Origin of the sequence: Cupriavidus cauae (assembly GCF_026210475.1) — a bacterium.
Taxonomy (GTDB): domain Bacteria; phylum Pseudomonadota; class Gammaproteobacteria; order Burkholderiales; family Burkholderiaceae; genus Cupriavidus; species Cupriavidus cauae.
The window spans coordinates 1,676,139-1,696,612 of sequence record NZ_CP080294.1; the positions used below are offsets into that span (position 1 = coordinate 1,676,139).

General features: G+C 67.7%; 20 protein-coding genes. 18 read left to right on the forward strand and 2 right to left on the reverse strand.

Annotated features, from left to right (window positions below):
- The first annotated feature begins 61 nt into the window (after positions 1-61).
- From sctR to KZ686_RS22780, 15 genes are all read left to right on the forward strand, one after another.
- A complete protein-coding gene (gene sctR / locus KZ686_RS22710) occupies positions 62-712 on the forward strand; it encodes a type III secretion system export apparatus subunit SctR (protein WP_265633749.1) in 651 nt (216 codons plus the stop codon).
- Positions 709-978, forward strand: coding sequence for a type III secretion system export apparatus subunit SctS (gene sctS, locus KZ686_RS22715; RefSeq protein WP_149316177.1), 270 nt, complete (start codon positions 709-711; stop codon positions 976-978). The genes sctR and sctS overlap by 4 nt, the downstream gene beginning before the upstream one ends.
- A complete protein-coding gene (gene sctT, locus KZ686_RS22720) occupies positions 979-1,758 on the forward strand; it encodes a type III secretion system export apparatus subunit SctT (protein WP_265633750.1) in 780 nt (259 codons plus the stop codon).
- Entirely contained in the window at positions 1,755-3,125 is a 1,371-nt protein-coding gene (locus KZ686_RS22725) for an EscU/YscU/HrcU family type III secretion system export apparatus switch protein (RefSeq protein WP_226106017.1), read from the forward strand. The genes sctT and KZ686_RS22725 overlap by 4 nt, the downstream gene beginning before the upstream one ends.
- 536 nt (positions 3,126-3,661) lie before the next feature.
- Complete coding sequence (locus tag KZ686_RS25530; RefSeq protein WP_370639477.1) at positions 3,662-4,789, forward strand: transglycosylase SLT domain-containing protein; 1,128 nt, start codon at positions 3,662-3,664, stop codon at positions 4,787-4,789.
- A 101-nt stretch (positions 4,790-4,890) separates the two neighbouring features.
- Positions 4,891-5,322, forward strand: a complete 432-nt coding sequence (locus KZ686_RS22735; RefSeq protein ID WP_149316174.1) for a hypothetical protein — start codon at positions 4,891-4,893, stop codon at positions 5,320-5,322.
- Complete coding sequence (locus KZ686_RS22740; RefSeq protein WP_150083758.1) at positions 5,319-6,824, forward strand: EscC/YscC/HrcC family type III secretion system outer membrane ring protein; 1,506 nt, start codon at positions 5,319-5,321, stop codon at positions 6,822-6,824. The genes KZ686_RS22735 and KZ686_RS22740 overlap by 4 nt, the downstream gene beginning before the upstream one ends.
- A gap of 7 nt (positions 6,825-6,831) precedes the next feature.
- Positions 6,832-8,055, forward strand: a complete 1,224-nt coding sequence (gene sctD / locus KZ686_RS22745) for a type III secretion system inner membrane ring subunit SctD (protein ID WP_265633751.1) — start codon at positions 6,832-6,834, stop codon at positions 8,053-8,055.
- Positions 8,055-8,318 carry an EscE/YscE/SsaE family type III secretion system needle protein co-chaperone gene (locus KZ686_RS22750; RefSeq protein ID WP_149316171.1) on the forward strand — a complete coding sequence of 88 codons (264 nt, stop codon included), beginning with the start codon at positions 8,055-8,057 and terminating at the stop codon, positions 8,316-8,318. Before sctD ends, KZ686_RS22750 begins: the two co-directional genes overlap by 1 nt.
- Positions 8,319-8,485: 167 nt before the next feature.
- Complete coding sequence (locus tag KZ686_RS22755) at positions 8,486-8,887, forward strand: hypothetical protein (RefSeq protein WP_149316170.1); 402 nt, start codon at positions 8,486-8,488, stop codon at positions 8,885-8,887.
- 47 nt (positions 8,888-8,934) lie between these two features.
- Positions 8,935-9,558: a hypothetical protein gene (locus KZ686_RS22760; protein WP_265633752.1), complete on the forward strand. Its 624-nt coding sequence runs from the start codon at positions 8,935-8,937 to the stop codon at positions 9,556-9,558.
- Between the two features lie 28 nt (positions 9,559-9,586).
- On the forward strand, positions 9,587-10,234 hold the full coding sequence (locus KZ686_RS22765; protein ID WP_265633753.1) for a SycD/LcrH family type III secretion system chaperone: 648 nt from the start codon (positions 9,587-9,589) through the stop codon (positions 10,232-10,234).
- 134 nt (positions 10,235-10,368) lie between these two features.
- Positions 10,369-11,832: a type III secretion system translocon subunit SctE gene (gene sctE, locus KZ686_RS22770; protein ID WP_265633754.1), complete on the forward strand. Its 1,464-nt coding sequence runs from the start codon at positions 10,369-10,371 to the stop codon at positions 11,830-11,832.
- Positions 11,833-11,927: 95 nt separating this feature from the next.
- Complete coding sequence (locus KZ686_RS22775) at positions 11,928-12,542, forward strand: hypothetical protein (RefSeq protein WP_226106007.1); 615 nt, start codon at positions 11,928-11,930, stop codon at positions 12,540-12,542.
- A gap of 6 nt (positions 12,543-12,548) precedes the next feature.
- Positions 12,549-13,127, forward strand: coding sequence for a hypothetical protein (locus KZ686_RS22780; protein WP_265633755.1), 579 nt, complete (start codon positions 12,549-12,551; stop codon positions 13,125-13,127).
- Positions 13,128-13,189: 62 nt separating this feature from the next.
- Here KZ686_RS22780 and KZ686_RS22785 read toward each other — a convergent pair whose 3' ends face one another.
- Positions 13,190-13,924 carry a response regulator gene (locus KZ686_RS22785; RefSeq protein WP_223819685.1) on the reverse strand — a complete coding sequence of 245 codons (735 nt, stop codon included), beginning with the start codon at positions 13,922-13,924 and terminating at the stop codon, positions 13,190-13,192.
- 225 nt (positions 13,925-14,149) lie between these two features.
- Between KZ686_RS22785 and KZ686_RS22790 the strand changes: the two genes are divergently transcribed.
- Both KZ686_RS22790 and KZ686_RS22795 read left to right on the forward strand, forming a co-directional pair.
- Positions 14,150-14,788, forward strand: coding sequence for a type III secretion system chaperone (locus KZ686_RS22790; RefSeq protein ID WP_265633757.1), 639 nt, complete (start codon positions 14,150-14,152; stop codon positions 14,786-14,788).
- A gap of 297 nt (positions 14,789-15,085) precedes the next feature.
- Positions 15,086-16,531, forward strand: a complete 1,446-nt coding sequence (locus KZ686_RS22795; protein WP_265633758.1) for a DUF1254 domain-containing protein — start codon at positions 15,086-15,088, stop codon at positions 16,529-16,531.
- Positions 16,532-16,771: 240 nt separating this feature from the next.
- Here KZ686_RS22795 and metE read toward each other — a convergent pair whose 3' ends face one another.
- Positions 16,772-19,129: a 5-methyltetrahydropteroyltriglutamate--homocysteine S-methyltransferase gene (metE, locus tag KZ686_RS22800; RefSeq protein WP_265633759.1), complete on the reverse strand. Its 2,358-nt coding sequence runs from the start codon at positions 19,127-19,129 to the stop codon at positions 16,772-16,774.
- Positions 19,130-19,328: 199 nt separating this feature from the next.
- Between metE and KZ686_RS22805 the strand changes: the two genes are divergently transcribed.
- Entirely contained in the window at positions 19,329-20,363 is a 1,035-nt protein-coding gene (locus KZ686_RS22805; protein WP_265633760.1) for a LysR family transcriptional regulator, read from the forward strand.
- The last annotated feature ends 111 nt before the right edge of the window (positions 20,364-20,474 follow it).

A 20,474-nucleotide genomic window follows, 5' to 3' on the forward strand; every position in this document is an offset into this window, starting at 1 on the left:
GGGCCCGATGCCGGCGTTCGCCGGGCATGCCGAGAATGATCGCTCACCCACGGACCACACCATGTCGCTTGCCGATCATCCTCTGCAGCTGATCCTGCTGCTGTTCGCCCTGTCGTTGCTGCCGCTCTTCATCGTGATGGGCACCGCCTTCCTGAAGATTTCGATCGTGCTGTCCACGCTGCGCAACGCGCTCGGCATCCAGCAGATTCCGCCGAACATGACGATCTACGGGCTGTCGCTGGTGCTGACGCTGTTCATCATGGCGCCGGTGGGCATGGCGATCAGCGACAACCTGAAGGCCAATCCGATCAAGATGGAGGCGCCGGATCTGTTCGGCCAGGTCGAAACCCGGGTGCTCGAGCCTTACCGCGAGTTCATCAAGGGCAAGGCGAGCCCCCAGCAGGTCCGCTTCTTCATGGACATCGGCGAGAAGATGTGGCCGGAGCCCTATCGCAATCGCATCCCGGACGATTCGCTGGTGGTGCTGATCCCGGCCTTCACCGTCAGCGAGCTGGTCGAGGCCTTCAAGATCGGCCTGCTGCTGTACCTGCCCTTCGTCGCCATCGACCTGATCGTCTCCAACGTGCTGCTGGCGATGGGGATGATGATGGTGTCTCCCGTGACAATCTCGCTGCCGATCAAGCTGCTGGTGTTCGTGCTGATCGGCGGTTGGGAGAAGTTGCTCGGCCAGTTGATCCAGTCCTACCTATGAGCAACGAAATCATTGCGCAGCTGGCGTCGAACCTGCTGTGGCTGGTGCTGATCCTGTCGCTGCCGGTCGTCGTCGTGGCCTCGGTGGTCGGCGTGCTGGTCAGTCTGGTGCAGGCGCTCACGCAGGTCCAGGACCAGACGATCCAGTTCCTGCTGAAGCTGATCGCGGTCTGCGTCACGCTGGTGATGACCTATCACTGGATGGGCGCCACGCTGATCGGCTATACGAACATGGCGTTCGAGCAGATTTCCGTGATGGGGAAATAGGTGGACGGCTGGCAGCATATCGTTCCGACGCTCGCACTGACGATGCTGCGCCCCCTTGGCATGCTGGTGCTGATGCCGATGTTCTCGGCTCGCGCGCTCGGGGGCGGCCTGATCCGCAATGCGCTGGTGCTCGTGATGGCGCTGCCCGCGCTGCCGATGCAGTTGGCGCAGGCCGCGCAGTTTGCCGAGCTGTCGCTGCCGGCGCTGGCCCTGCTGGTGATGCAGGAGTTCGTGATCGGGCTGGCGATGGGCTTCTGCGCGACGATCCCCTTCTGGGCCATCGACATGGCCAGCACCGTGATCGACACCGTGCGCGGCACCTCGATGGCGTCGGTGCTGAACCCGATGCTGGAAGAGCAGTCCTCGGTGTTCGGCGTGCTGTTCACGCAGGTTCTCGCCGTGCTGTTTCTGGTCGGCGGCGGCTTCAACGCGATGCTGACCGCGCTCTATGCCTCGTACCAGAGCATGCCGCTGCTCGGCGGCTGGCATCTGTCGGCGAGCTTCCCGGGCTTTATCGCGCATCAGTGGCAGCTGATGATGGAACTGTGCATCGGCTTCGCGCTGCCCGCGCTGGTGGTGATGGTGCTGATCGATGCCGCGCTGGGCCTGGTCAACCGTTCGGCGCAGCAATTGAACGTGTTCTTTGTCGCGATGCCGATCAAGAGCGCGCTGGCGCTGTTCGTGCTGGCGATCGGCATGAGCTACGCGCTGGGTGCGTTCCAGCAGCGCTTCGATGCGTTCGGCGGCGTGGTGGCCAATCTGCTCGGGACCATGCGATGACCGAGAAGACCGAACAGCCGACGCCGAAGAAGATTCGCGATGCGCGCGAGGAAGGCCAGATCGCCAAGAGCGTGGAGATCGCCACCGGCATCCAGCTCGCCGTGCTGCTCGGCTACTTCTGGGTGCGCGGCGAGGACATCGTCGACGCCTTCCAGAACATCATCGAGGTGGCGATCGCCAGCACCGGCGAGCCGTTGCGTGTGGCGATGTGGCGCGTGGCGACGGTATCCGGCACGCTGATGCTGCATCTGCTGGCGCCGGTCGCCATCGTGCTCGTGCTGGCGACGGTGGGCGCGGTGATGTCGCAGATCGGCCCGCTGTTCGCGCCGAAGTTCATCAAGCCGAAAGGCGAGCGCATCAACCCGCTGACCAACGCGAAGCAGCTGTTCTCGCTGCGTTCGCTGTTCGAGTTCGGCAAGTCGCTGCTCAAGGTGTCGATCCTGAGCATCGCCTTCTATTTGCTGATCAAGCGCTACCTCTATTCCTTCCAGTTCCTGCCGCTGTGCGGCGCCGAGTGCGGGCTGCGGGTCACCGGTGTGCTGATCGGCTGGCTGTGGGGAATCCTGGTGCTGTTCTACGTGGTGTTCGCCATCGCGGATCTGGCGTTCCAGAAGCGCAGCCTGACCAAGCAGCTGATGATGAGCCGCGACGAGATCCAGAAGGAATTCAAGAACACCGAGGGCGACCCGCATATCAAGCACAAGCGCAAGGAGATCCATCGCGATATCCAGAGCGGCAGCATGGCGGCCAACGTCAAGCGTTCCACCGCGGTTGTGCGCAACCCGACCCATGTCGCGGTCTGTCTGTACTTCGTGGCCGGCGAGACGCCGCTGCCCCAGGTCATCGAGAAGGGCGTCGATGCGCGTGCGCTGCAAATGATCGCGATCGCCGAGGAGGCGGGCGTGCCGATGGTCGAGCAGGTCTATGTCGCGCGCCGGCTCCATGCGCGTACCGAGGTTGGTGACTACATCCCCGCCGAGCTGTTCGAGCCGGTCGCCGAGATCCTCAGCCTGGTCAACGAGATGAGGCAGGCGGAGGAGGGCATCGGCGATGACGACCTGGATGACGAGCTGAATGACGATTCGGACGACGACCTGGACGTCGGCGAGGACACGGAAGGCGACAGCGACGCGGGCACCCACAGCGACACCGACACCCACGGCGACGCCGACCCCGACCCCGACCCCGACAACGACACCGACCCCGACACCGACAACGACACCGACAACGACACCGACACCGACACCGACACCGACAGCTGCACCGACACCGACAGCTCCACGCCAGGCCTCGACGGCGGCGTCGACCCCCGCGGCGCTTCCGGCCGCAACCCACGACCCGATCCCCGCCGCCCGGCCGATGGCTAGGCCGGTGCCAGGGACGGTCCCCCATTGGAGAGCGTTTCGTGATGAGGACGATAACGGCGGTCCCGGTGATCGCCCTGGTCGGCGGCCTGGCGGCAGGCGCCGCACACGCCGACGACGCCGCGCCATCGGCAGCGCAGGCTGCAGCGCAGGCCGTGGCACCGCCCGTAGCGCCGGCCATGGCACCGGCCCCGGCCCTGGCCCCGGCGCCGACCCCGGCACCGGCACCGGCACCGGCCCCGGCACCGGCACCGGCACCGGCACCCGCGATGGTGCCCCCCGTGCCACAAGCGGTGAACCCCGCGGCCGGCAGTATCTGGGGCGTGCGGAGCGCCGCAGAGCGGGAGGCCCGGGCCATCGTGGACAGCGAGCGGGCCGCTTCGTCGACCGCAATACCGCAAGCGCAACTTCGCGGCTCCGCTGGTTCGCGTGGCGCCGCTGACGGGCGCGCTGATGACGGACGCGCCGATGACGGACGCTCCGGCCACTGGGGCCCCGCTGACGGAAGCGCCGGCCACGGGCGCCCCGGTGTCGAACAATTGGCGCTCAGCACGCTGGCCCGCCATGCGGCACGCGCCATGGGCCAGGACAACGCCCGCGTGCTCGGTCTCGATGCCATCGCGCCGACCGTCGACCCCGCGGTTGCGTCGGCCGAGGCGCGATCGCCGGCTTCCACGGCACCGCGCGCGCGCACCGTCGCCTTCCGGCCCGACGCGATGCGCGAGGGAATGCGCGAGGGAATGCGCGAGGGGATGCGGGAGGCGATGCGCGAGGGAATGCGCGAGGGGATGCGCGAGGGAATGCGCGAGGGGATGCGCGATGGCGGCATGGCGGGCGAAGTCGTGACCGCCGCGGGGGGGGCAACGCGCCCGCGCCACACGCAACTGGCGCTCGCCCCGCCGAACGCCCGGCTGGCATCGGCCTACGACGATCTGATCGAAGAGGTCGCGCGCCGGCACGATGTCGCGCCGCATCTTGTCAGGGCGGTGATCAAGGTCGAATCCAATTTCCAGCCGCAGGCGCGCTCGCCGAAAGGCGCGGTCGGCCTGATGCAGGTAATGCCCGCGACGGGGCGACGTTTCGGCGCGGCCGATCTGCGCGATCCGCGCAGCAATCTGAGCGCCGGCACGCAGTATCTGCGCTGGCTGCTGAACCGCTTCGACGAGGACCTGACGCTGGCGCTGGCGGCCTACAACGCCGGCGAGGGCGCGGTCGAAAGGTATGGCCGCCGCATTCCGCCCTTTGCCGAGACGCAGGGCTACGTCAGCAAGGTGCTGGCGCACCTCGGCCTGACGCCCGGAACAGCGCAAATGCCCTTGCCGGCTGCCCCGACGGCGGGCGCCAATGCCCCCGGCAACGGCGGCACGGCCGATGCGCAAGCCGCCGGCACGATCGCGAGCCGCACCGACGACGGCAGCAGCGCGAAGGCGGGCCGTCCGGCGAGGGCCGGCAGCAACGCCGCGGCACGCCAGCAGGCCGATGCGACGCTGCGGACCGTATCGAACTGGATCGGCGCGCTGTTGACGTCCAGCTCGCAGCCGCCGACGCGCGCGGCAACAAACGGGACCACTGCCACGGTACGGGCGATGGCGACGGACGCGCCCGTCGAGGCGTCGACCTGGACGCGATTGCCGGCCCCCGAGCCGGTACGCGCGGGACCGGTCTGATGACGGTGCCATCAAGCATGCCGCCGCCGCGCGGCGCCGGCGCACGGCTTTCAGGTCATGACCGGATCACGCCGTCGCGTTCCCTGCCAGATGATGAGTCGATGAACCCACCGTCCACTTTCGGCCAGCGCGGTGCCGGCGCCTGGTTGCGCAAGCTGATGGATTGTCCAGGCGTCGCGGTGATCGCCGCCAATGGACCGACCGCGCAGATCGAGGTCGGCGGTGTGCCGGCAAGCGCGTGGTGCCTCGAGGCGGGACTGTGCATCGGCCTGCTGCTCGAGCTCGGCGCCGAGCCGCCCGAAGGCTGGCTCGACGACGCGACGCTGTCGTTGGCCGCAACGCCGGCCGCGGCCGATGACGCGCTGGCCAGCGATGGCAAGGCGTGGCTGCTGTGGCACCGCTACGACCACGATATCGAAGCGAAGCAACTGGAAGAACGGCTTGCGCTGCAACTGGCGCTGGTCCGGCGGCTGACGGAAAGCGCGCGCGCTGCCGCGACCGGACCGGGTTCGGATATTGGAAGACTGATATGAATGCATTGCAGCTGGGCAAGCTGACGTTTCTCGCCGCGGCGCTGGTATTCGCCGTCGAGGCGCGGGCGGCATCGGGCCCGCTGGGCCTGTCGGGCCCGGAGTTCTCCGTGTCTTCGCGCGGCATGAAGGTCGCCGCGCTGCTGCGCGACCTGGGCGCCAACTATGGCGTGCCGGTGATCGTCAGCCCGGACGTCAACGACACCTTCGTCGGCACGCTGGAGGGCCGCCAGCCGGAACGCCTGCTCGACCAGCTGGCGCAGCTGTACAACCTCGCCTGGTATTTCGACGGCCGCGTGCTGTACGCCTACAAGGCCGGCGAGGTCAGGACCGAAGTCCTGACGCCGTCCTATCTCGATGCCGGCGAGCTGGCGCAGTACCTGCGCGAGGCCGGCGTGTTCAAGGGTGGTACCTGCTCGGTGCGGCCGGTCAGCAATTTCAATGCGGTCGAGGTATTCGGCGTCCCGGTCTGCGTGCAGAGGATCGGCAAGCTGGCCAAGGATCTCGACGAGAAGACGTTGAACCAGACCCAGAACAAGGAGGTCGTGCAGGTCTTCCCGCTGCGCTATGCCTCGGCGGTCGATGGCGCCTACACCTACCGCGACCAGCAGGTCGTGATTCCCGGCGTGGTCACCGAGCTGCGGGAAATGGTGCGCAGCCGTGCGATTCCGGCGCCGACGGAAAGCGGGCAGGTGGTACCGGTCTCCGGCACGCAGCCGACGTTCTCGGCGGACGCCCGCAACAACGCCGTGATCGTGCGCGACCGCGCGGCGAACATCCCGCTGTACGCGGAGCTGATCAAGCAGCTGGACCAGCGGCCGCGGCAGATCGAGATCTCGGTGGCGATCATCGACGTGGACGCCGCCGACATGCGCGAGCTTGGCCTCGATATCGGCGGCAGCGTCGGCCTGGGCAAGTCGCGCATCAGCTTCAACGCCGGCAATGCCGCGGCCACGGACGGCACCTTCTCGACGGTGCTGAGCAACACCGCCGACTTCTTCGTCCGCATCAACGCGCTGGAGCAGAACTCCAGGGCCAAGGTGCTGTCGCGCCCGTCGGTGGTGACGCTGAACAACGTGCAGGCGGTGCTCGACCGCAACATCACCTTCTACACCAAGCTGCAGGGCAACAAGGTCGCCGAGCTGGCCTCGGTCGCGGCCGGCTCGCTGCTGCGCGTGACCCCGCGTCTGATCGACATGCACGGGGAGCAGGAGGTAATGCTGACGCTCGACATCCAGGACGGACGGCAGGAGCCGCCGGCCAACAACATCGAGCAGCTGCCCCAGGTGCGCAACTCCGGCATCGCCACGCAGGCCATCCTGCGGCCGGGTCAGAGCCTGCTGCTGGGCGGCTTCGTCGAGGAGAAGCAGCGCCAGGGCCAACGCAAGATTCCGCTGCTGGGCGACCTGCCGCTGGTCGGCGGCCTGTTCCGCAACGAGACCCGAGAGAACCTGAGCGTCGTGCGGCTGTTCCTGATCAAGGCCGAACCGCACGCCCTCAACTGAAGTGGTCATGAAATACCGATACCAGATCAAGATCCTCAGCGGGCCGCTGGCCGGACGCCGGCTGCGCTTGCCCGAGGGCGAATTCACCATCGGCGGCGCCGATCCCGACCTTGACGCCATGCTGGAGGGCGGCGGGCGCGCCGTGCTCGATTGCACCGGGCAGGGCGTGCTGCTGCGCACTGAGGTGCCGGTATGGATAGAAGGCGTGCCGACGAAGCCGGCGGACGTCCCGTTGCCGCTGGAGAAGGTCGTCGACATCGGCGGCCTCGCGCTGCTGGTCGGGGATGCCGATCGGCCGCTGCCCGAGCGCAAGGTACCGGCCCGGCGAGACGGGCGACGCGGCATGGTGGCGACCGTCCTGGCGTACGCCGGCCTGGTGCTGCTGATGTCCGGCAGCGCGGGCGCGGCGATCTGGGCGTACGGGATGCTGCAGCCGGACAGCGCGGTGGTCGATCGCGACGAGTGGCTGGCCGAGTGGCGCAAGCGGGCGCGGCAGCAGGGCATCGATGTTGCCACCCGTCAGGACGGGATGATGGTGCTGGCCGGCAGCTGTCTGGATTCGAATGCGCGCAACGCACTGGTCGACAGGCTGCGCGAGCACGGCAAGCCGTATCGCGACGACACCCTGTGCCAGGACGAACTGGTGCGCAACGTGCAGGCCGTGCTGAATCTGCACGGCTTCGGCGAGGCGCGGGTGCGGCCCGGTCCGGCGGTCGGCACGGTGGTCATCCAGGGCACCCTCCATGCCGACGCGCGCTGGCGCCGCGCGGTGTCGATGCTGTCGTCGATGCAGGGATTGCAGCGGTGGTCGGTGGAGGACCCGGTCGGCACCAGTGTCAAGACGCTGATCGGCATGCTGCGCGACGCGGGCCTGATCGGGCGGCTCAGCGTCGCGCGCGAGAAGGACCTGATCCTGATCACCGGCGTGCTCGATGAAGGCGCACAGCGCAGCCTGTCGGCGGTCACGCACGCGTTCGCGGGCTCGCATCCGGACGCGCCCAAGGTCATCTTCCAGAACATCCCGACCCGGTCGATCCAGACCGGCATCTTCCCCGCGCCGGTGGTCAGCTTCGGCGGCAGCGGCGAGCTGGCCTTTCTCGATCTGGCCAACGGCACGCGCCTGAAGACGGGAAGCCGGCTGCCGGCGGGCCACGTGATCGTGCATCTGGACCGCAACGGCATCGACCTCGAGCGCGAGGGCGAGCTGATGCATCTACCGCTGGAGCTTTGATGGAACCGACTTCATCCAACACCCCGCCCCCCGCCCTGTATGGCACCGAGATCGAGTGCCGCCTGGCCGAGGACAGCGACGGCGCGCTGCGCAAGCAGCTGCGCGCCGAACTGGCGCGCGCGCGCCGAAGCATCGATGCACAGCTGCGCGCGCCGCAGACGCCGGAGGCCTTCGTCCGATTGACGGCGATGCGCGAGCTCTGTCTGGCGGGCACGCGCACGGTCGACAAGGTATGGCGCCGGCTGGCGGCGCAGCGCGCTTGAGCGCTGCGTGAAGCGGCCCGAATGGCATTGCAATGATCCGTGACCGCAAACGCCTTGGCGCAATACCCGAACGAAAACCAAATGCTTTAGCACCCCGGATTTTTCAATAGATTCATGAAGCCTTGATCCGTAGAGTCATCACAACGGGCTTCGAATGGAGAAGCAAGATGGAAGAAGAGCAATTGTGGAAGCAGGCCGTGGAAACCCTCGAACGTCTGCGCGCAACGCTGCAAAAGGAGATGAACGACTGGGCCGAGATCGAACGGCGCATCGACGATCTGCAGGTGCGCGCGACCAGGGATCCCAAGGCCGCGCAAGAGCTGGCCGCGCTGGCCGCCTTCCTGGATGCGAGCCGAAACAACGGCGACGACATACAGGGCCGGATGGAGCAGCTGCAGGCCATGATCAAGGAAATGAACCTGCGCGCCGCGCAGGACCGCCGCGAAATCGAGCGCTACAAGCAAAAGGTGTTCGGTGCGCGCGGGGAGGAACAACAAACCGCTCCGGTGCCGCCTCGCGCCGGGAGCACGGCGGAAAAGCCCAAGAAACGCGTGCGCCGTTTTGCATGACGAGGCCGTCCTGTTTTGAATCTTGAATATTGAATTGGAGTAGAAAAATGGCTGGACATATACAAACGCGACCCAATCCGGAACTGCTGCTGCAGACCGACGCGCCTGTCAAGGAGATGCCTCTGACGACCGCCGAGCCCGCGCCGCTGGCCGGCGGGCTGCTCGTTCCGCGTAACTACGATACCAAGCCGGTCACCGATTCCGCCTGCTTCGCGCTGATGTTCCAGGCGATCGAGAACCAGCGGCTCGAGGTCGGCGCGCGCATGGACGAATACAAGTGGAACAACGAAATGGCGCGCGCGATCGAGAGGCTGAAGAACGCGACCCAGATCGCCATCGACAAGGACATCGGTTCCGATCCGAACAAGACCACCACGCTGCCGAGCGACGTCGCCCGCTACATGTGGGACAACAACCTGCAGATCGACGGCGTTTTCCCCCGCAAATACGCGAGCTTCGAGGAATTTGCGAGTCAGAAGTACTCGGCCGCCCAGTTGCGCACCGCCATTGGGAGCCTGGACATCAAGAAGACCGAGTACACCGACATGAACAGCCAGTACATGCAGCAGACCAATATTGCGCTGAGCCTGCTGCAAGTGGTCCAGCAACTGCTGACGTCGCTGATCGACATGGTCAAGCGCATCAAGGAACAGATCACGTCCAAGGTCTGATCGGGCAAGCCAGCCAGGGGAGAGCACCGTGCAACGCGTGTTGAAGCAGGCAAGTCCATCCGGTGCGGCGCCGCTTGCCGGCGCCGGCCGCGCCGACGGCGATCGCGATCCGGCGCCGGCAGAGCCGATCGAGCCGATGGAGCCGATCGAGCCGATCGCTCATAACGCGGCGCAGCGGGACGTCGAGCGCTACTTCGCCGAGGGCGGGAGCCTGCGCGAATTGTTCGGGCTCGATGCCGCCGCGCTGGAGGTCCTGTACACGTACGCCTGCCAGCGGTACGAGGCAGACGACCACGAGGGTGCGCGGCAGCTCTTCCTTGCGCTGGCGGCGATCGACCCGCACGGCTACGACTACTGGTTGTCGCTGGGGCTGAGCCTGCAGAAGCTGCATCGGCACGACGAGGCGATCTATTGCTTCACGCGCTGCGCGCAATTGCGCATGTGGGAACCGAAGCCACCCTACCTGGCCGGGGTCAGCCTGCAGTTGTGCGGCGAGTATCAGAAGGCGGCGCAAGCCTATTCGGCCGCGATCGGTTGGTGCGGGGAGCAGATCACATACCAGGGACTGCGCGGTCTCGCCGAACAATCGCTGCAGTCGCTGCAGTCGTTTCAGGCCCTGCCGCCGGCAACCCCGCCGGCCGCAGAGAGCGCGCGAATGGAAGGAGGAAAACAATGATCGGTGCCAATGCACTACAGCCCGTCGGGCTGGTTCCCGGCGGGGAGAGGCAGGATCGCCTCGATACGCAGTGGGAGGCAAGCGGACCCGGCCGGACCGGCATGGTTCGTGGCAGCGCGGCAGCGCGCGTTGCCATGCCGGCCATGTTGCCGGCTTCGGCGTTGGAGGTCGAGGAGGCCGCGGAGGTTGACCAGGTCGCTCGAGCCGCGGCCTTTGCCGCTTCGCTGCTGAAGCCACCGCCGCCGGCGCTGCGCGAGGTCGACCGGCGCACCGCCGAGCGCGCCTGGGGCAGCGTCATGGACGTGTTGTCCGGCGCGTTTCGTGCCGCGAAGGCGGCCTCGAAGCATGACGAAAAGGCCGTTCAGCTGGCGCTGAGCGACCTGGGCGGCGCGACCGAATCGATGCACGCCTTCTATCGGCGCGTACTGAATCCCGAGGCGGTCCTGATGGAACTGCAGGTCGAGAGCGGGATCTTCACGGCCGAATTGATGAAGGCCAACCTCGACCACACCCTTGCCCTGCGCAAGGAAGAAATGGCGGCCATCGAGGAAAAGCAGCGCAAGGAGCAGGAGGCCGCCGAGAAGCAGAAGCAGATGCAGCAGAAGGCCGGCAAGGGGCAGGTACTGGGGCTGGTGCTGAACTGGGCCATGGCCGCCGCGCAGGTCGTGACCGGCGCGCTGAAGATCGCCACCGGGCAACCCCAGGGGGCCATCGACCTTGCGGCTGGTCTGGTCGGGCTGGCCAAATGCACGCTGCAGACCATCGAGATGGCTCACCCGGAGCTTGCCGGCAAGCTTCGACACCATATCGACGAGCTGGCGAAATGGGAGATGGGCCTGAGCGTGGTGGCCGGGCTGGCAAGCGTGGTCTCGGTGGCGAGGATCGCCAAGGCGGCCAATGCGATCCTCGGCACGGCAGCCGGCGAACTGCTGACCACCGGCGTGGAGCAGGGCGGCAAGCGAATCAGTTCGGTTGGCGTGACGCTGGTCAATGCGATGGAGAAAGGCGGCGACGCTGCCGAAGCCGCATCGCAGCTGGTCAAGAACATCGCCCAGACGATGGTCGACGACGTCGCCGTGCAGCTGCGCAACTCCCTGCGGGTTGCGGGCGGCAGCCAGAAGCTGGCGGAGGCATTTGCCAGGTCGTTCACCAATGAGGCCGTGCAGAAGCTGGTCGAGCAGTCGCTGTGGCAGGCCGCCAAGCAGATGCGCGGCCTGACGACCGAGGTCATCCAGTCGACCTTCATCGACCAGGTCAAGAAGCAGCTGACGCTGGCGACAGTGCGCGCGGCGGTCAACTTCACGGCCGCGCTGGAGGCGGCATCGGCAACGGCGCGAGTCGTCGCGCCGGCGGCACAGCAGATTACCGTCAATGCGCTGCGCGTCGAAGGCGCCAACAAGAAGGAAGAGATCGAACGGATGATGATCCACGCGATGATGCTGCAGTTTCTGATCGATCTGATCGGCCGACAGATCAAGGAAAACAGGAACGCGCTCGAACGGGTCACCCAGGACCATATCGACAATACCGAAAACATCACCAACGCAATCGGCGAGATTCGCGACGTGGCACTGCAGGCCGTAACGGCCGGCGTTTGAGTGCCAACAGTCGTTCCGATCAAGAAGCGGGCGGTGGCGCTGCATCGGCAGGTCGCCGCCGACATCGCGGAAGCGATTTCACAGGAGCAGCAACGATGAACACCATCAGCAATTCGGCCAGCGTCGCGACGCAGCAGCCGATTACCGTGCCGGAAGCGTCGGCCCGCAGCAGCGAGACAAAGTCGGCGCAGGCCATGATCCTCGAATTTCAGGCCTTGATGAGGAAGCTGTACAACACCTACGTGGAGTGCCACGCGGCGCTCGAGAAGAACGTGGCGGATCTGCAGAAGCTGGCCTACCAACGGGCCATCGATGCGAAGGACCAACGCAAGAAGGCCGAGGTGGCGACCGGCGTGACCGGGATTGTTACCGGCGGCTTCAGCATGGCCTGCGGCATTGGCGGCGGCATCATCGGCTTGAAGACTCCCCTGGGCTACGGCATGGGTGTGGAAATGGGGTCGCATCTTGGCACGCCGGCCAGCGGTATCGGCAACGCCATTGGCCAGACCGTGACTGCCGGTACGCGCGGCAAGGCGGAGGAGGCGCAGATTCATGCCGACCTCGCCCGCAACGTCTCGGACTCGGCGGCGCGCGACGCAGGCAAGGCGCGCGACAACGCCGATCAGCATCACGATCAATATCTGCGTGAGGCCGGTCAGCTGACACAGGAAATGATCGCGGCCATCAAGGCCACGGTCGCTCCGCGGTAATCGATCGTGGCTGCGCCGAAGCATTCCGACAGCGAAGCGCCGCAGGCCGCGATCGCCGTGCCGGCGGATCCGGTCACCGGATTTCTGCTGTCTCGCGGCCTGCAGCCCGACATTGCCTATCTCGGCGAGTCGGCATTCGAACTGGGGCGCCGCGTGCGGTTTGCCCGGCTCGAGCTGATCTACCGCTTCGAGCAGGGCACCCTGTTGATCTGCGATATCGCGGCGTACGACGAGTCCGGCGTATCGGATTCCTCGGGATCGTCTGGATCGTCTGGATCGTCGGGTTCGTCGGGTTCGTCGGATCCCACGAGCGCCCCAGGCGACTTCCGCGGGGCGATGCGCACGCTGGTATCGCTGATCCATGCGATCGAGCGATCGGTACCGGAGGTCGAGGTCGTCGAAGGGCTGGTGCCGTTGACGGAGGGCCACGCGAGCGATGTCGATGAGCAGCAGCTTGGCCGGCGTTTGTTGTCGGTCTATCGCCAGCTGGGCGCGCAATGCGAGCCGCATGACATCGCGGGCATGGTGCAGGTTCGGTATCGGATGCGGGGCGGCCCACGGCAAGGGCGGCCGGTACAGCCATGACGCCGCGGGCCGCTACGGCAAGGACGGGTCCGGTCGGCATGGCCCGGACCGTGGATGCCCGATCAAACGTCGATCAGGCCAAGCCGTCGCGCCCATTTGGACAGGTCCGCGACATTGTGGGCGTCGAGCTTGCGCATCAGGTTCATCCGATGCGTCTCGACGGTCTTCAGGCTGATCGACAGGCGCTCGGCCACACGCCGGTTGGTATGTCCTTCGGCGACCAGCTTCAGTATCTGCCGCTCGCGCGGCGTCAGTCCGGCGGCGGCCACATGGCCGCCGTCGTCCCCCTCGGTGCGGCGCATCGCGTCCACCTGTTCGAGGTCGATGTCGGGATCGAGATAGGCCATGTCCTGGCGGACGGCGTGCAGCGCCGCCATCAGTTTTTCCAGGTTGCTGCGTTTGAGGACGTAGGCGTGCGCGCCGGCGCGCAGCGCGGCGGCCGCGCGGTTCTCGGAATGCAGGCCGGCCAGTACCACCACGCGAATGCTGGGCCATCTGCGGCGAATGGTCGCAATGGCGTCGACCCCGTCGAGGGAGCGCAATTGCAGGTCCATCAGGATCAGATCGGGATGGAACTGCAGGCAGGCGTGGACGGCACCGTGTCCGTCCGACGCTTCGCCGACGATGTCCACGGTCGGGTCGGCCTTGGTCAGCAGCGATTTCAGGCCCTCTCGCATCACGGCGTGATCGTCGACCAGCACGACGCGGGTGGCGGACAGGTGACCGGTGATGGGGCGGCGTGCGGATTGCACCAGGCGCGGCAGTACGGCAAGGCCGTTCAACGTTTGGATAGTCATGTGTTGCTCCGAAGACTATGCCGGAATCCGAGTTGCGTCCGATGCCAGGTGTTGGCTCGATGGCCCTCGGTTCAGGATGGCGCCAGTCTAGGTAGCGACAATGAGCAATAAATGATGGAACGATGAGATGGAAATGAGGGCCGGCGACCGGCAGCATCGACGCGCGGCATCGAAGCCGATCGATGCCATGGATCGAGGTGTGAACGAACGCGACTGGAGCGCGACATGAACAGACTGGATGGCTTTGACCGCCTGCTGGCGGAGTTCGGCGAATCGATCGGGATTCCCGAAATGGCGTTCGACGAGGATGGCCTTTGCCATATCCGCGTCGACGAGGAGTACCCGATCACCTTCCGTCGCGATGACGACAACCATAATCTGGTGCTGGTCGGATTGATCGCCGAAGAATTGCCGGAGCGGCTCGATCGCGAAATGGTCAGGGAGATGCTGGCCACCGGCGTCGAGCCGCTGCGCGACCACGGTGCCGCGCTGGGGCTGGAGCCGCAGTCCGGCACGCTGATCCTGCATCAGACCATGCCGCTCGCCAAGATCGACCGCACGGTGCTGGAGACGCTGCTGGGCAACTTCATCCTGATGCAGAAGGACTGGTCGGCGCGCGTGGCCGGTGTGGGTGCGGAGGGCGGCCAGGCCGACCAGGCCGGAACCAGGGCGGGCCACGAGCTTCCCGCCGGTCCGTTGGCCGGCCGGCCGGCCGGCCTCGGTGGCCCCGCCGGTCCCGCTGGTCTCGCCGGTCCTGCCGGCGCAAAGCCTGCGTCGCCGGGCACCGGTCAGCCCGGTGCCAAGGCCCCGGCCAAGCCGGCCGCGACGGAACCGCGCTACCACCCTCATCTGCATCACCGCTGACCGCTGGCCGCTGATCGCTGAGCGCTGAGCGCTGACCGCTGACCGCTGACTGCTGACTGCTGACCGCTGACCGCTGACCGCTGGCCGTTGAACGTTGCCCCGTTGCCCCGTTGGCCCGTTGGCCCGCCGCTGGCGGCGAACGTCGGTGCACGGTGCGAAGATCGACCGGCGGCGGCGTCCCGGCGCCACACTGTCGATTGACAATCCTGGCCCAGGCTATCCATCATTCTGGTCGGAAAAGAAGGCACCCCGGATCGGCATTCGCCCCGGGGACAGCCGCACAAGAAGGAACGGGAAATGATGCAGTGGATACGCCTAGTGGCGGGCGCGGCGGGAGTCGCCGCGCTGTTGGCCGGGTGCGCGGCGGTGCCGCCCGACGAGTCGCCGCTACGGGCGGCAGTACAACCGACGCGGGACGACGCCCGCGCGCTGGCCGTCGAAGTCTATACCTACGCCTATCCGCTCGTGCTGACCGATGTCATGCGCGAGGTGATGGCGGCGCGGGCCTCGGCCGGCGCGGCGGGGCAGACGGCGGTCAATACCTTTGTCCACCAGCGCGGCGCGCCGCGTCCCGGCGCCTCGGACATGGCAAGCCCCGACGCGGACACCCTGACCTCGATCGCCTGGCTCGATCTGTCGCGCGGGCCGGTGGTGCTGAGCGTGCCGGACACCCAGGGCCGCTACTACACGATGCAGTTGCTCGACGGCTGGTCCAACGTCTTCTCGGCGCTGGGCAAGCGGACCACCGGGACCCAGCGCGGCAACTACGCGATCGTCGGCCCGGACTGGACCGGTGCGTTGCCGGCCGGCGTGCGCGAGATCCGCTCCCCGACCGCGATGGCCTGGGCGGCGCTCCATATTCAGGTTGACGGCAGGCACGATCTGCCGGCCGCGCACCGGCTGCAGAACGGCTACCGTCTGACGCCGCTGGCCGCCTGGCCGAACGGCCGCCGCGCCTTGCCGGCGGTGCCGACGATCCCGCCGGCGGCGGTCGACCTGGAGACGCCCCCGGTCGAGCAGGTCGCGGCGATGGACGCGCAGGCGTTCTTCAACCGCTTTGCCGCGCTGCTGCCGGCCAACCCGCCGACCACGGCGGACGAGGGCATGATGCAGAAGGTACGGGCGCTGGGCATCGAGCCCGGGGCACCGTATTCGACCACCGTGCTGGAACCGGAAACGGCGCGCGCGCTGCAGGACGGCGCGACGCGGGCGCTGGCCCGCATCGTCGCGCTGGCGCGCGGCGGCGAAGGGGCGGCGTCGGGCGCCTGGCTGTCGCGCAAGGACGCCGGCCGCTATGGCACCGACTACGACCGCCGCGCCGCCACGGCGTGGCTGGCGCTGGGGTCCAGCCTCGGCGAGGACACCATGGTGTTCCGCGCCAACGCCGACGCCACCGGCCAGCCGCTGCACGGCGCCCACCGCTACGTGATCCGCTTCGACAAGGGCGCGCTGCCGCCGGCCAAGGCGTTCTGGTCGCTGTCGCTGTACGACCAGGCGCAGGACGTCGTCGCCAACCCGTTGAACCGCTATGCCATCGGCAGCCGCGACCGCCTGCGGCGCAACCGCGACGGCTCGGTCGAGATCGTGGTCCAGCATGCGCGGCCGCCGCGGGCACAGGCCGCCAACTGGCTGCCGGCTCCCGACGGTCCGTTCAACCTGATGCTACGGCTGTATTGGCCGCAGCCGACGGCGCTGGACGGCAACTGGAGTGCGCCGCCGGTGCGGAAGGTCGGCGCGGACTGAGCGCAGATCGAGCGCAGATAGAGCGCAGATAGAGCGCCAACCGAGCGCCAACCGAGCGCCAACCGAGCGCCAACCGAGCGCCAACCGAGCGCCAACCGAGCGCTGACGGTGCAAAAAAAGGGGGCGGCCTGGAGCCGCCCCCTTTCTCATTGCCAGCCTGGCAACCGGCCTCTGATGCCGCGCCTCGATCGCGCACACCCCGCCGATCAAAGCGCAATCAAAGCGCGATCAATCCGCCGTTCAATGCGCCGCGCAATCGCACTGCCCGCCCGCATGGGCAGCACGCTCCAGCGCCACCGGCTGCCGCCGCAAGCCCGCCGCGCCTTCCGCCGCCAGCCTCTCGCGCAACTGCCGGGCCGCGGCCACCATGTTCCGCAGCGCCGCCTCGGTCTCCGCCCAGCCGCGCGTCTTCAGCCCGCAATCGGGATTGACCCACAGCCGCTCGGGCGGAATCACCTGGCAGGCGCGCGTCAGCAGCTGGCCGATCGCCTCGACGCTGGGCACGCGCGGCGAATGGATGTCGTAGACGCCGGGGCCGATCTCGTTCGGATAGTCGAACGCGGCAAAGCCGTCGAGCAGCTCCATCGCCGAGCGCGAGGTCTCGATCGTGATCACGTCGGCATCGAGGGCGGCGATCGCTGGCAGGATGTCGTTGAACTCGGCGTAGCACATATGGGTGTGGATCTGCGTATCGTCGCGGACCACCGCGGCGGCAATGCGGAAGGCGCGCACCGCCCACTGCAGGTAGCCGTCCCAGTCTGCGCGCCGCAGCGGCAGGCCCTCGCGCAACGCGGGCTCGTCGATCTGGATCACGCGGATACCGGCCTGTTCGAGATCGGCCACTTCGTCGCGGATCGCCAGCGCCAGCTGCAGCGCGGTGTCGGCGCGCGGCTGGTCGTCGCGCACGAACGACCATTGCAGCATCGTGATCGGGCCGGTCAGCATGCCCTTCATCGGCCGGTCAGTCAGCGACTGCGCATAACGGGCGGTATCGACGGTGATCGGCTCGGGACGGTAGACGTCGCCATAGATCAGCGGCGGCTTGACGCAGCGCGAGCCGTAGCTTTGCACCCAGCCGAATTCGGTAAAGGCATAGCCGCACAGCTGCTCGCCGAAGTACTCGACCATGTCGTTGCGCTCGGCCTCGCCATGCACCAGCACGTCCAGCCCCAGCGCCTCCTGGCGGCGCACGGCGTCCTCGATCTCGGCGCGGATCCGTTGCAGGTAGGCCAGCGCGCCCAGTTCGCCGCGCTTGAAGGCCGCGCGGGTCTGGCGGATCTCGGCGGTCTGCGGGAACGAGCCGATGGTGGTCGTCGGCAGCGGCGGCAGCTGCAGCGCGGCGCGCTGATCGGCGATGCGCTGCGCGAAGGGGCTGCGGCGATCGGCCATCTCCGGCGTCACCGCGGCAACGCGCTGGCGGACCTGGGCGTTGACCACGCGGCGAGACGCCCGGCGGCCGGCCTGGGCGGAATCCGAGGCGGCCAGTGCGTCGGCCACCGCGGCCTCGCCGTCGTTCAACGCGGTCGCCAGCACCTTCAGTTCGTCCAGCTTCTCGGTGGCGAACGCCAGCCAGCCGCGGATTTCGGGGTCGAGGCGCGTCTCCGGCGCGAGCGACACCGGCACATGCAGCAGCGAGCAGGACGGCGCCAGCCACAGGCGGTCGCCCAGTTCGGCGTGCAGCGGCGCCAGCTGCGCCAGAATCGCGCGCAGGTCGGCGCGCCAGATATTGCGGCCGTCGATTACGCCGGCCGACAGCACCGCACCGGCCGGCAGCACCTCGCGCCAGGCCTGCCACTGCTGCGGCGCGCGCACCAGATCGAGATGGAAGCCGTGCACCGGCAATGCTGCGGCGCGGGCGGCGTGCTCGGCCGCCGAATCGAAGTAGGTCGCCAGCAGCAGCTTGACGCCGCAGTCGGCCAGCGCGGCATAGGCCGTGTCATAGGCGTCCAGCCAGGCGTCGTCGAGCTCCAGGCACAGCGCGGGCTCGTCGAGCTGGACCCATTCGATGCCGCGCGCCCGCAGCCGCTGCAGGATGTCGCGGTAGGCGGCGGCCAGTTTCGGCAGCAGCGTCAGGCGATCGAAGCCGGCGACGTGGGTCTTGGACAGCCACAGCCAGGTGACCGGTCCCACCAGCACCGGCTTGACGCGATGGCCCAGCGCCAGCGCCTCGTCGATCTCGTCGAACAGCCAGTCGACGCCGCCATCGAAGCGCGTGTCCGGGCCCAGTTCCGGCACCAGGTAGTGGTAGTTGGTATCGAACCACTTGGTCATTTCCATCGCCGGCTGCGCCGCATTGCCGCGGGCCAACTCGAAGTACTGCGCCAGCGTCAGCGTGCGCGGGTCGAAGCCGAAGCGTGCCGGCAGCGCACCGAGCAGGGCGCTCATGCCCAGCATCTGGTCGTAGTAGGCGAAGTCGCCCGCGGCGAGCAGGTCGAGGCCGGCGTCGGCCTGCTGGCGCCAGTGCGTCTTGCGCAGGCCGGCGGCGCACTCGCGCAGCGCGGCCTCGCTGGACTCGCCGCGCCAGAACGCCTCCTGGGCGAATTTCAGTTCGCGTTTCGCGCCGATGCGCGGGAACCCCGGAATATGCGTGCGTGCCATCTCTCGCTCCAAAACAAAGTGGCGCTCAGTGTCCGGCGGCGGGTAGAATGAATCAAGTGATATGTTTTAAACAAAATATGAATTGGTTTCATATCAGCGGCTGGCGTGCGGGGCGCGGGCGGGCCGGCGTCCCGAGCCTTTCCTTGACCGCCCACAGTCGGGTACGGACGAAACCCGGCACGAAACCAGGAACGACACCATGATCGAGGTCCGCCATTTCCGTTCGCTGGTCGCCATCGCCGAATCCGGCAAGCTCGCCACGGCGGCCGAGCGCGTCCATGTCAGCCAGTCCGCGCTGTCCCATCAGATCAAGGCGATCGAATCGCATTACGGCCTGTCGCTGTTCGACCGCACCCGCGGCGGCCTGCGCTTTACCCCGGCCGGAGAGCGGCTGCTGGCGTTGTCGCGCGAGGTGCTGGCGTCGATCAGCGCGGCCGAGCGCGACCTGGAGCGGCTAAAGGGCGATACGCGCGGGGAGCTGCGCATCGTGCTGGAGTGCCACACCTGCTTCGACTGGCTGATGCCGGTGATGGACGAATTCCGCACGCGCTGGCCCGAGGTCGAGGTCGACCTGGTGGCGGGCTTTCATGCGGACCCGCTGGCGCTGTTGGTCGAGGGGCGGGCCGACATGGTGATCGGCTCGCTGCCGCCGACGCGCCGGGGCTTGGCCGTGGTGCCGCTGTTCCGCTTCGAGATCCTGGCGGTGATCGCCAACGAGCATCGGCTGCGCAACCGGCGACGGATCGAGGCGGCCGATCTGGAGGGCGAGACGCTGATCACCTATCCGGTGCCGGAGCCGCGCATCGACCTGATCCGCGAGGTGCTGGAGCCGGCCGGCATCCGGCTGCAGCGCCGCACGGCCGAGCTGACGGTGGCGATCCTGCAGCTGGTCGCCAGCCGGCGCGGCGTCGCGGCGCTGCCGAACTGGGGCGTCAAGAACTACGTCGACCACGACTATGTGCTGGCCAAGCGCATTGGCACGGGCGGGCTGTGGAGCGAGCTGTATGCGGCAATGCCGGCCGCGCTGGCCGAGCGGCCGTTCGCGCGGGATTTCGTCGCGATCGTGCGCGAGACCTGCGCGCGGGACCTCGACGGCATCGAGCTGTTGCCCGATGAAGCGGCGCAGGGCCGGGGCGGCAAGGAGGGCGCCAGGGAAGGCGCCAGGGAAGGCGCCAGGGAAGGCGTCGAGGGAGGCGTCAAGGCAGGCGTCAAGCGAGGCGCAGAGAGCGGCTGAACGCGCAGCCGAACGGACGGCTGACGCGGTGGCTGAACCGGCGGCGGCACCGGCCGCAGACCCGGTGGTTGAACCGGTGGTTGAACCGGCGGTTGAACCGGCTGCTGAACC

What these genes read in the sequence shown, in the direction of transcription:
- KZ686_RS22790 (WP_265633757.1), top strand. Translation starts at nt 14,150, where the DNA reads ATGAACAGACTGGATGGCTTTGACCGCCTGCTGGCGGAGTTCGGCGAA.
- KZ686_RS22740 (WP_150083758.1), top strand. Translation starts at nt 5,319, where the DNA reads ATGAATGCATTGCAGCTGGGCAAGCTGACGTTTCTCGCCGCGGCGCTG.
- sctR (WP_265633749.1), top strand. Translation starts at nt 62, where the DNA reads ATGTCGCTTGCCGATCATCCTCTGCAGCTGATCCTGCTGCTGTTCGCC.
- KZ686_RS22725 (WP_226106017.1), top strand. Translation starts at nt 1,755, where the DNA reads ATGACCGAGAAGACCGAACAGCCGACGCCGAAGAAGATTCGCGATGCG.
- KZ686_RS22760 (WP_265633752.1), top strand. Translation starts at nt 8,935, where the DNA reads ATGGCTGGACATATACAAACGCGACCCAATCCGGAACTGCTGCTGCAG.
- KZ686_RS22750 (WP_149316171.1), top strand. Translation starts at nt 8,055, where the DNA reads ATGGAACCGACTTCATCCAACACCCCGCCCCCCGCCCTGTATGGCACC.
- KZ686_RS22795 (WP_265633758.1), top strand. Translation starts at nt 15,086, where the DNA reads ATGATGCAGTGGATACGCCTAGTGGCGGGCGCGGCGGGAGTCGCCGCG.
- KZ686_RS22735 (WP_149316174.1), top strand. Translation starts at nt 4,891, where the DNA reads ATGAACCCACCGTCCACTTTCGGCCAGCGCGGTGCCGGCGCCTGGTTG.
- metE (WP_265633759.1), bottom strand. Translation starts at nt 19,129, where the DNA reads ATGGCACGCACGCATATTCCGGGGTTCCCGCGCATCGGCGCGAAACGC.
- KZ686_RS22755 (WP_149316170.1), top strand. Translation starts at nt 8,486, where the DNA reads ATGGAAGAAGAGCAATTGTGGAAGCAGGCCGTGGAAACCCTCGAACGT.
- sctS (WP_149316177.1), top strand. Translation starts at nt 709, where the DNA reads ATGAGCAACGAAATCATTGCGCAGCTGGCGTCGAACCTGCTGTGGCTG.
- KZ686_RS22785 (WP_223819685.1), bottom strand. Translation starts at nt 13,924, where the DNA reads ATGACTATCCAAACGTTGAACGGCCTTGCCGTACTGCCGCGCCTGGTG.
- sctE (WP_265633754.1), top strand. Translation starts at nt 10,369, where the DNA reads ATGCCGGCCATGTTGCCGGCTTCGGCGTTGGAGGTCGAGGAGGCCGCG.
- KZ686_RS22805 (WP_265633760.1), top strand. Translation starts at nt 19,329, where the DNA reads ATGATCGAGGTCCGCCATTTCCGTTCGCTGGTCGCCATCGCCGAATCC.
- KZ686_RS22775 (WP_226106007.1), top strand. Translation starts at nt 11,928, where the DNA reads ATGAACACCATCAGCAATTCGGCCAGCGTCGCGACGCAGCAGCCGATT.
- sctD (WP_265633751.1), top strand. Translation starts at nt 6,832, where the DNA reads ATGAAATACCGATACCAGATCAAGATCCTCAGCGGGCCGCTGGCCGGA.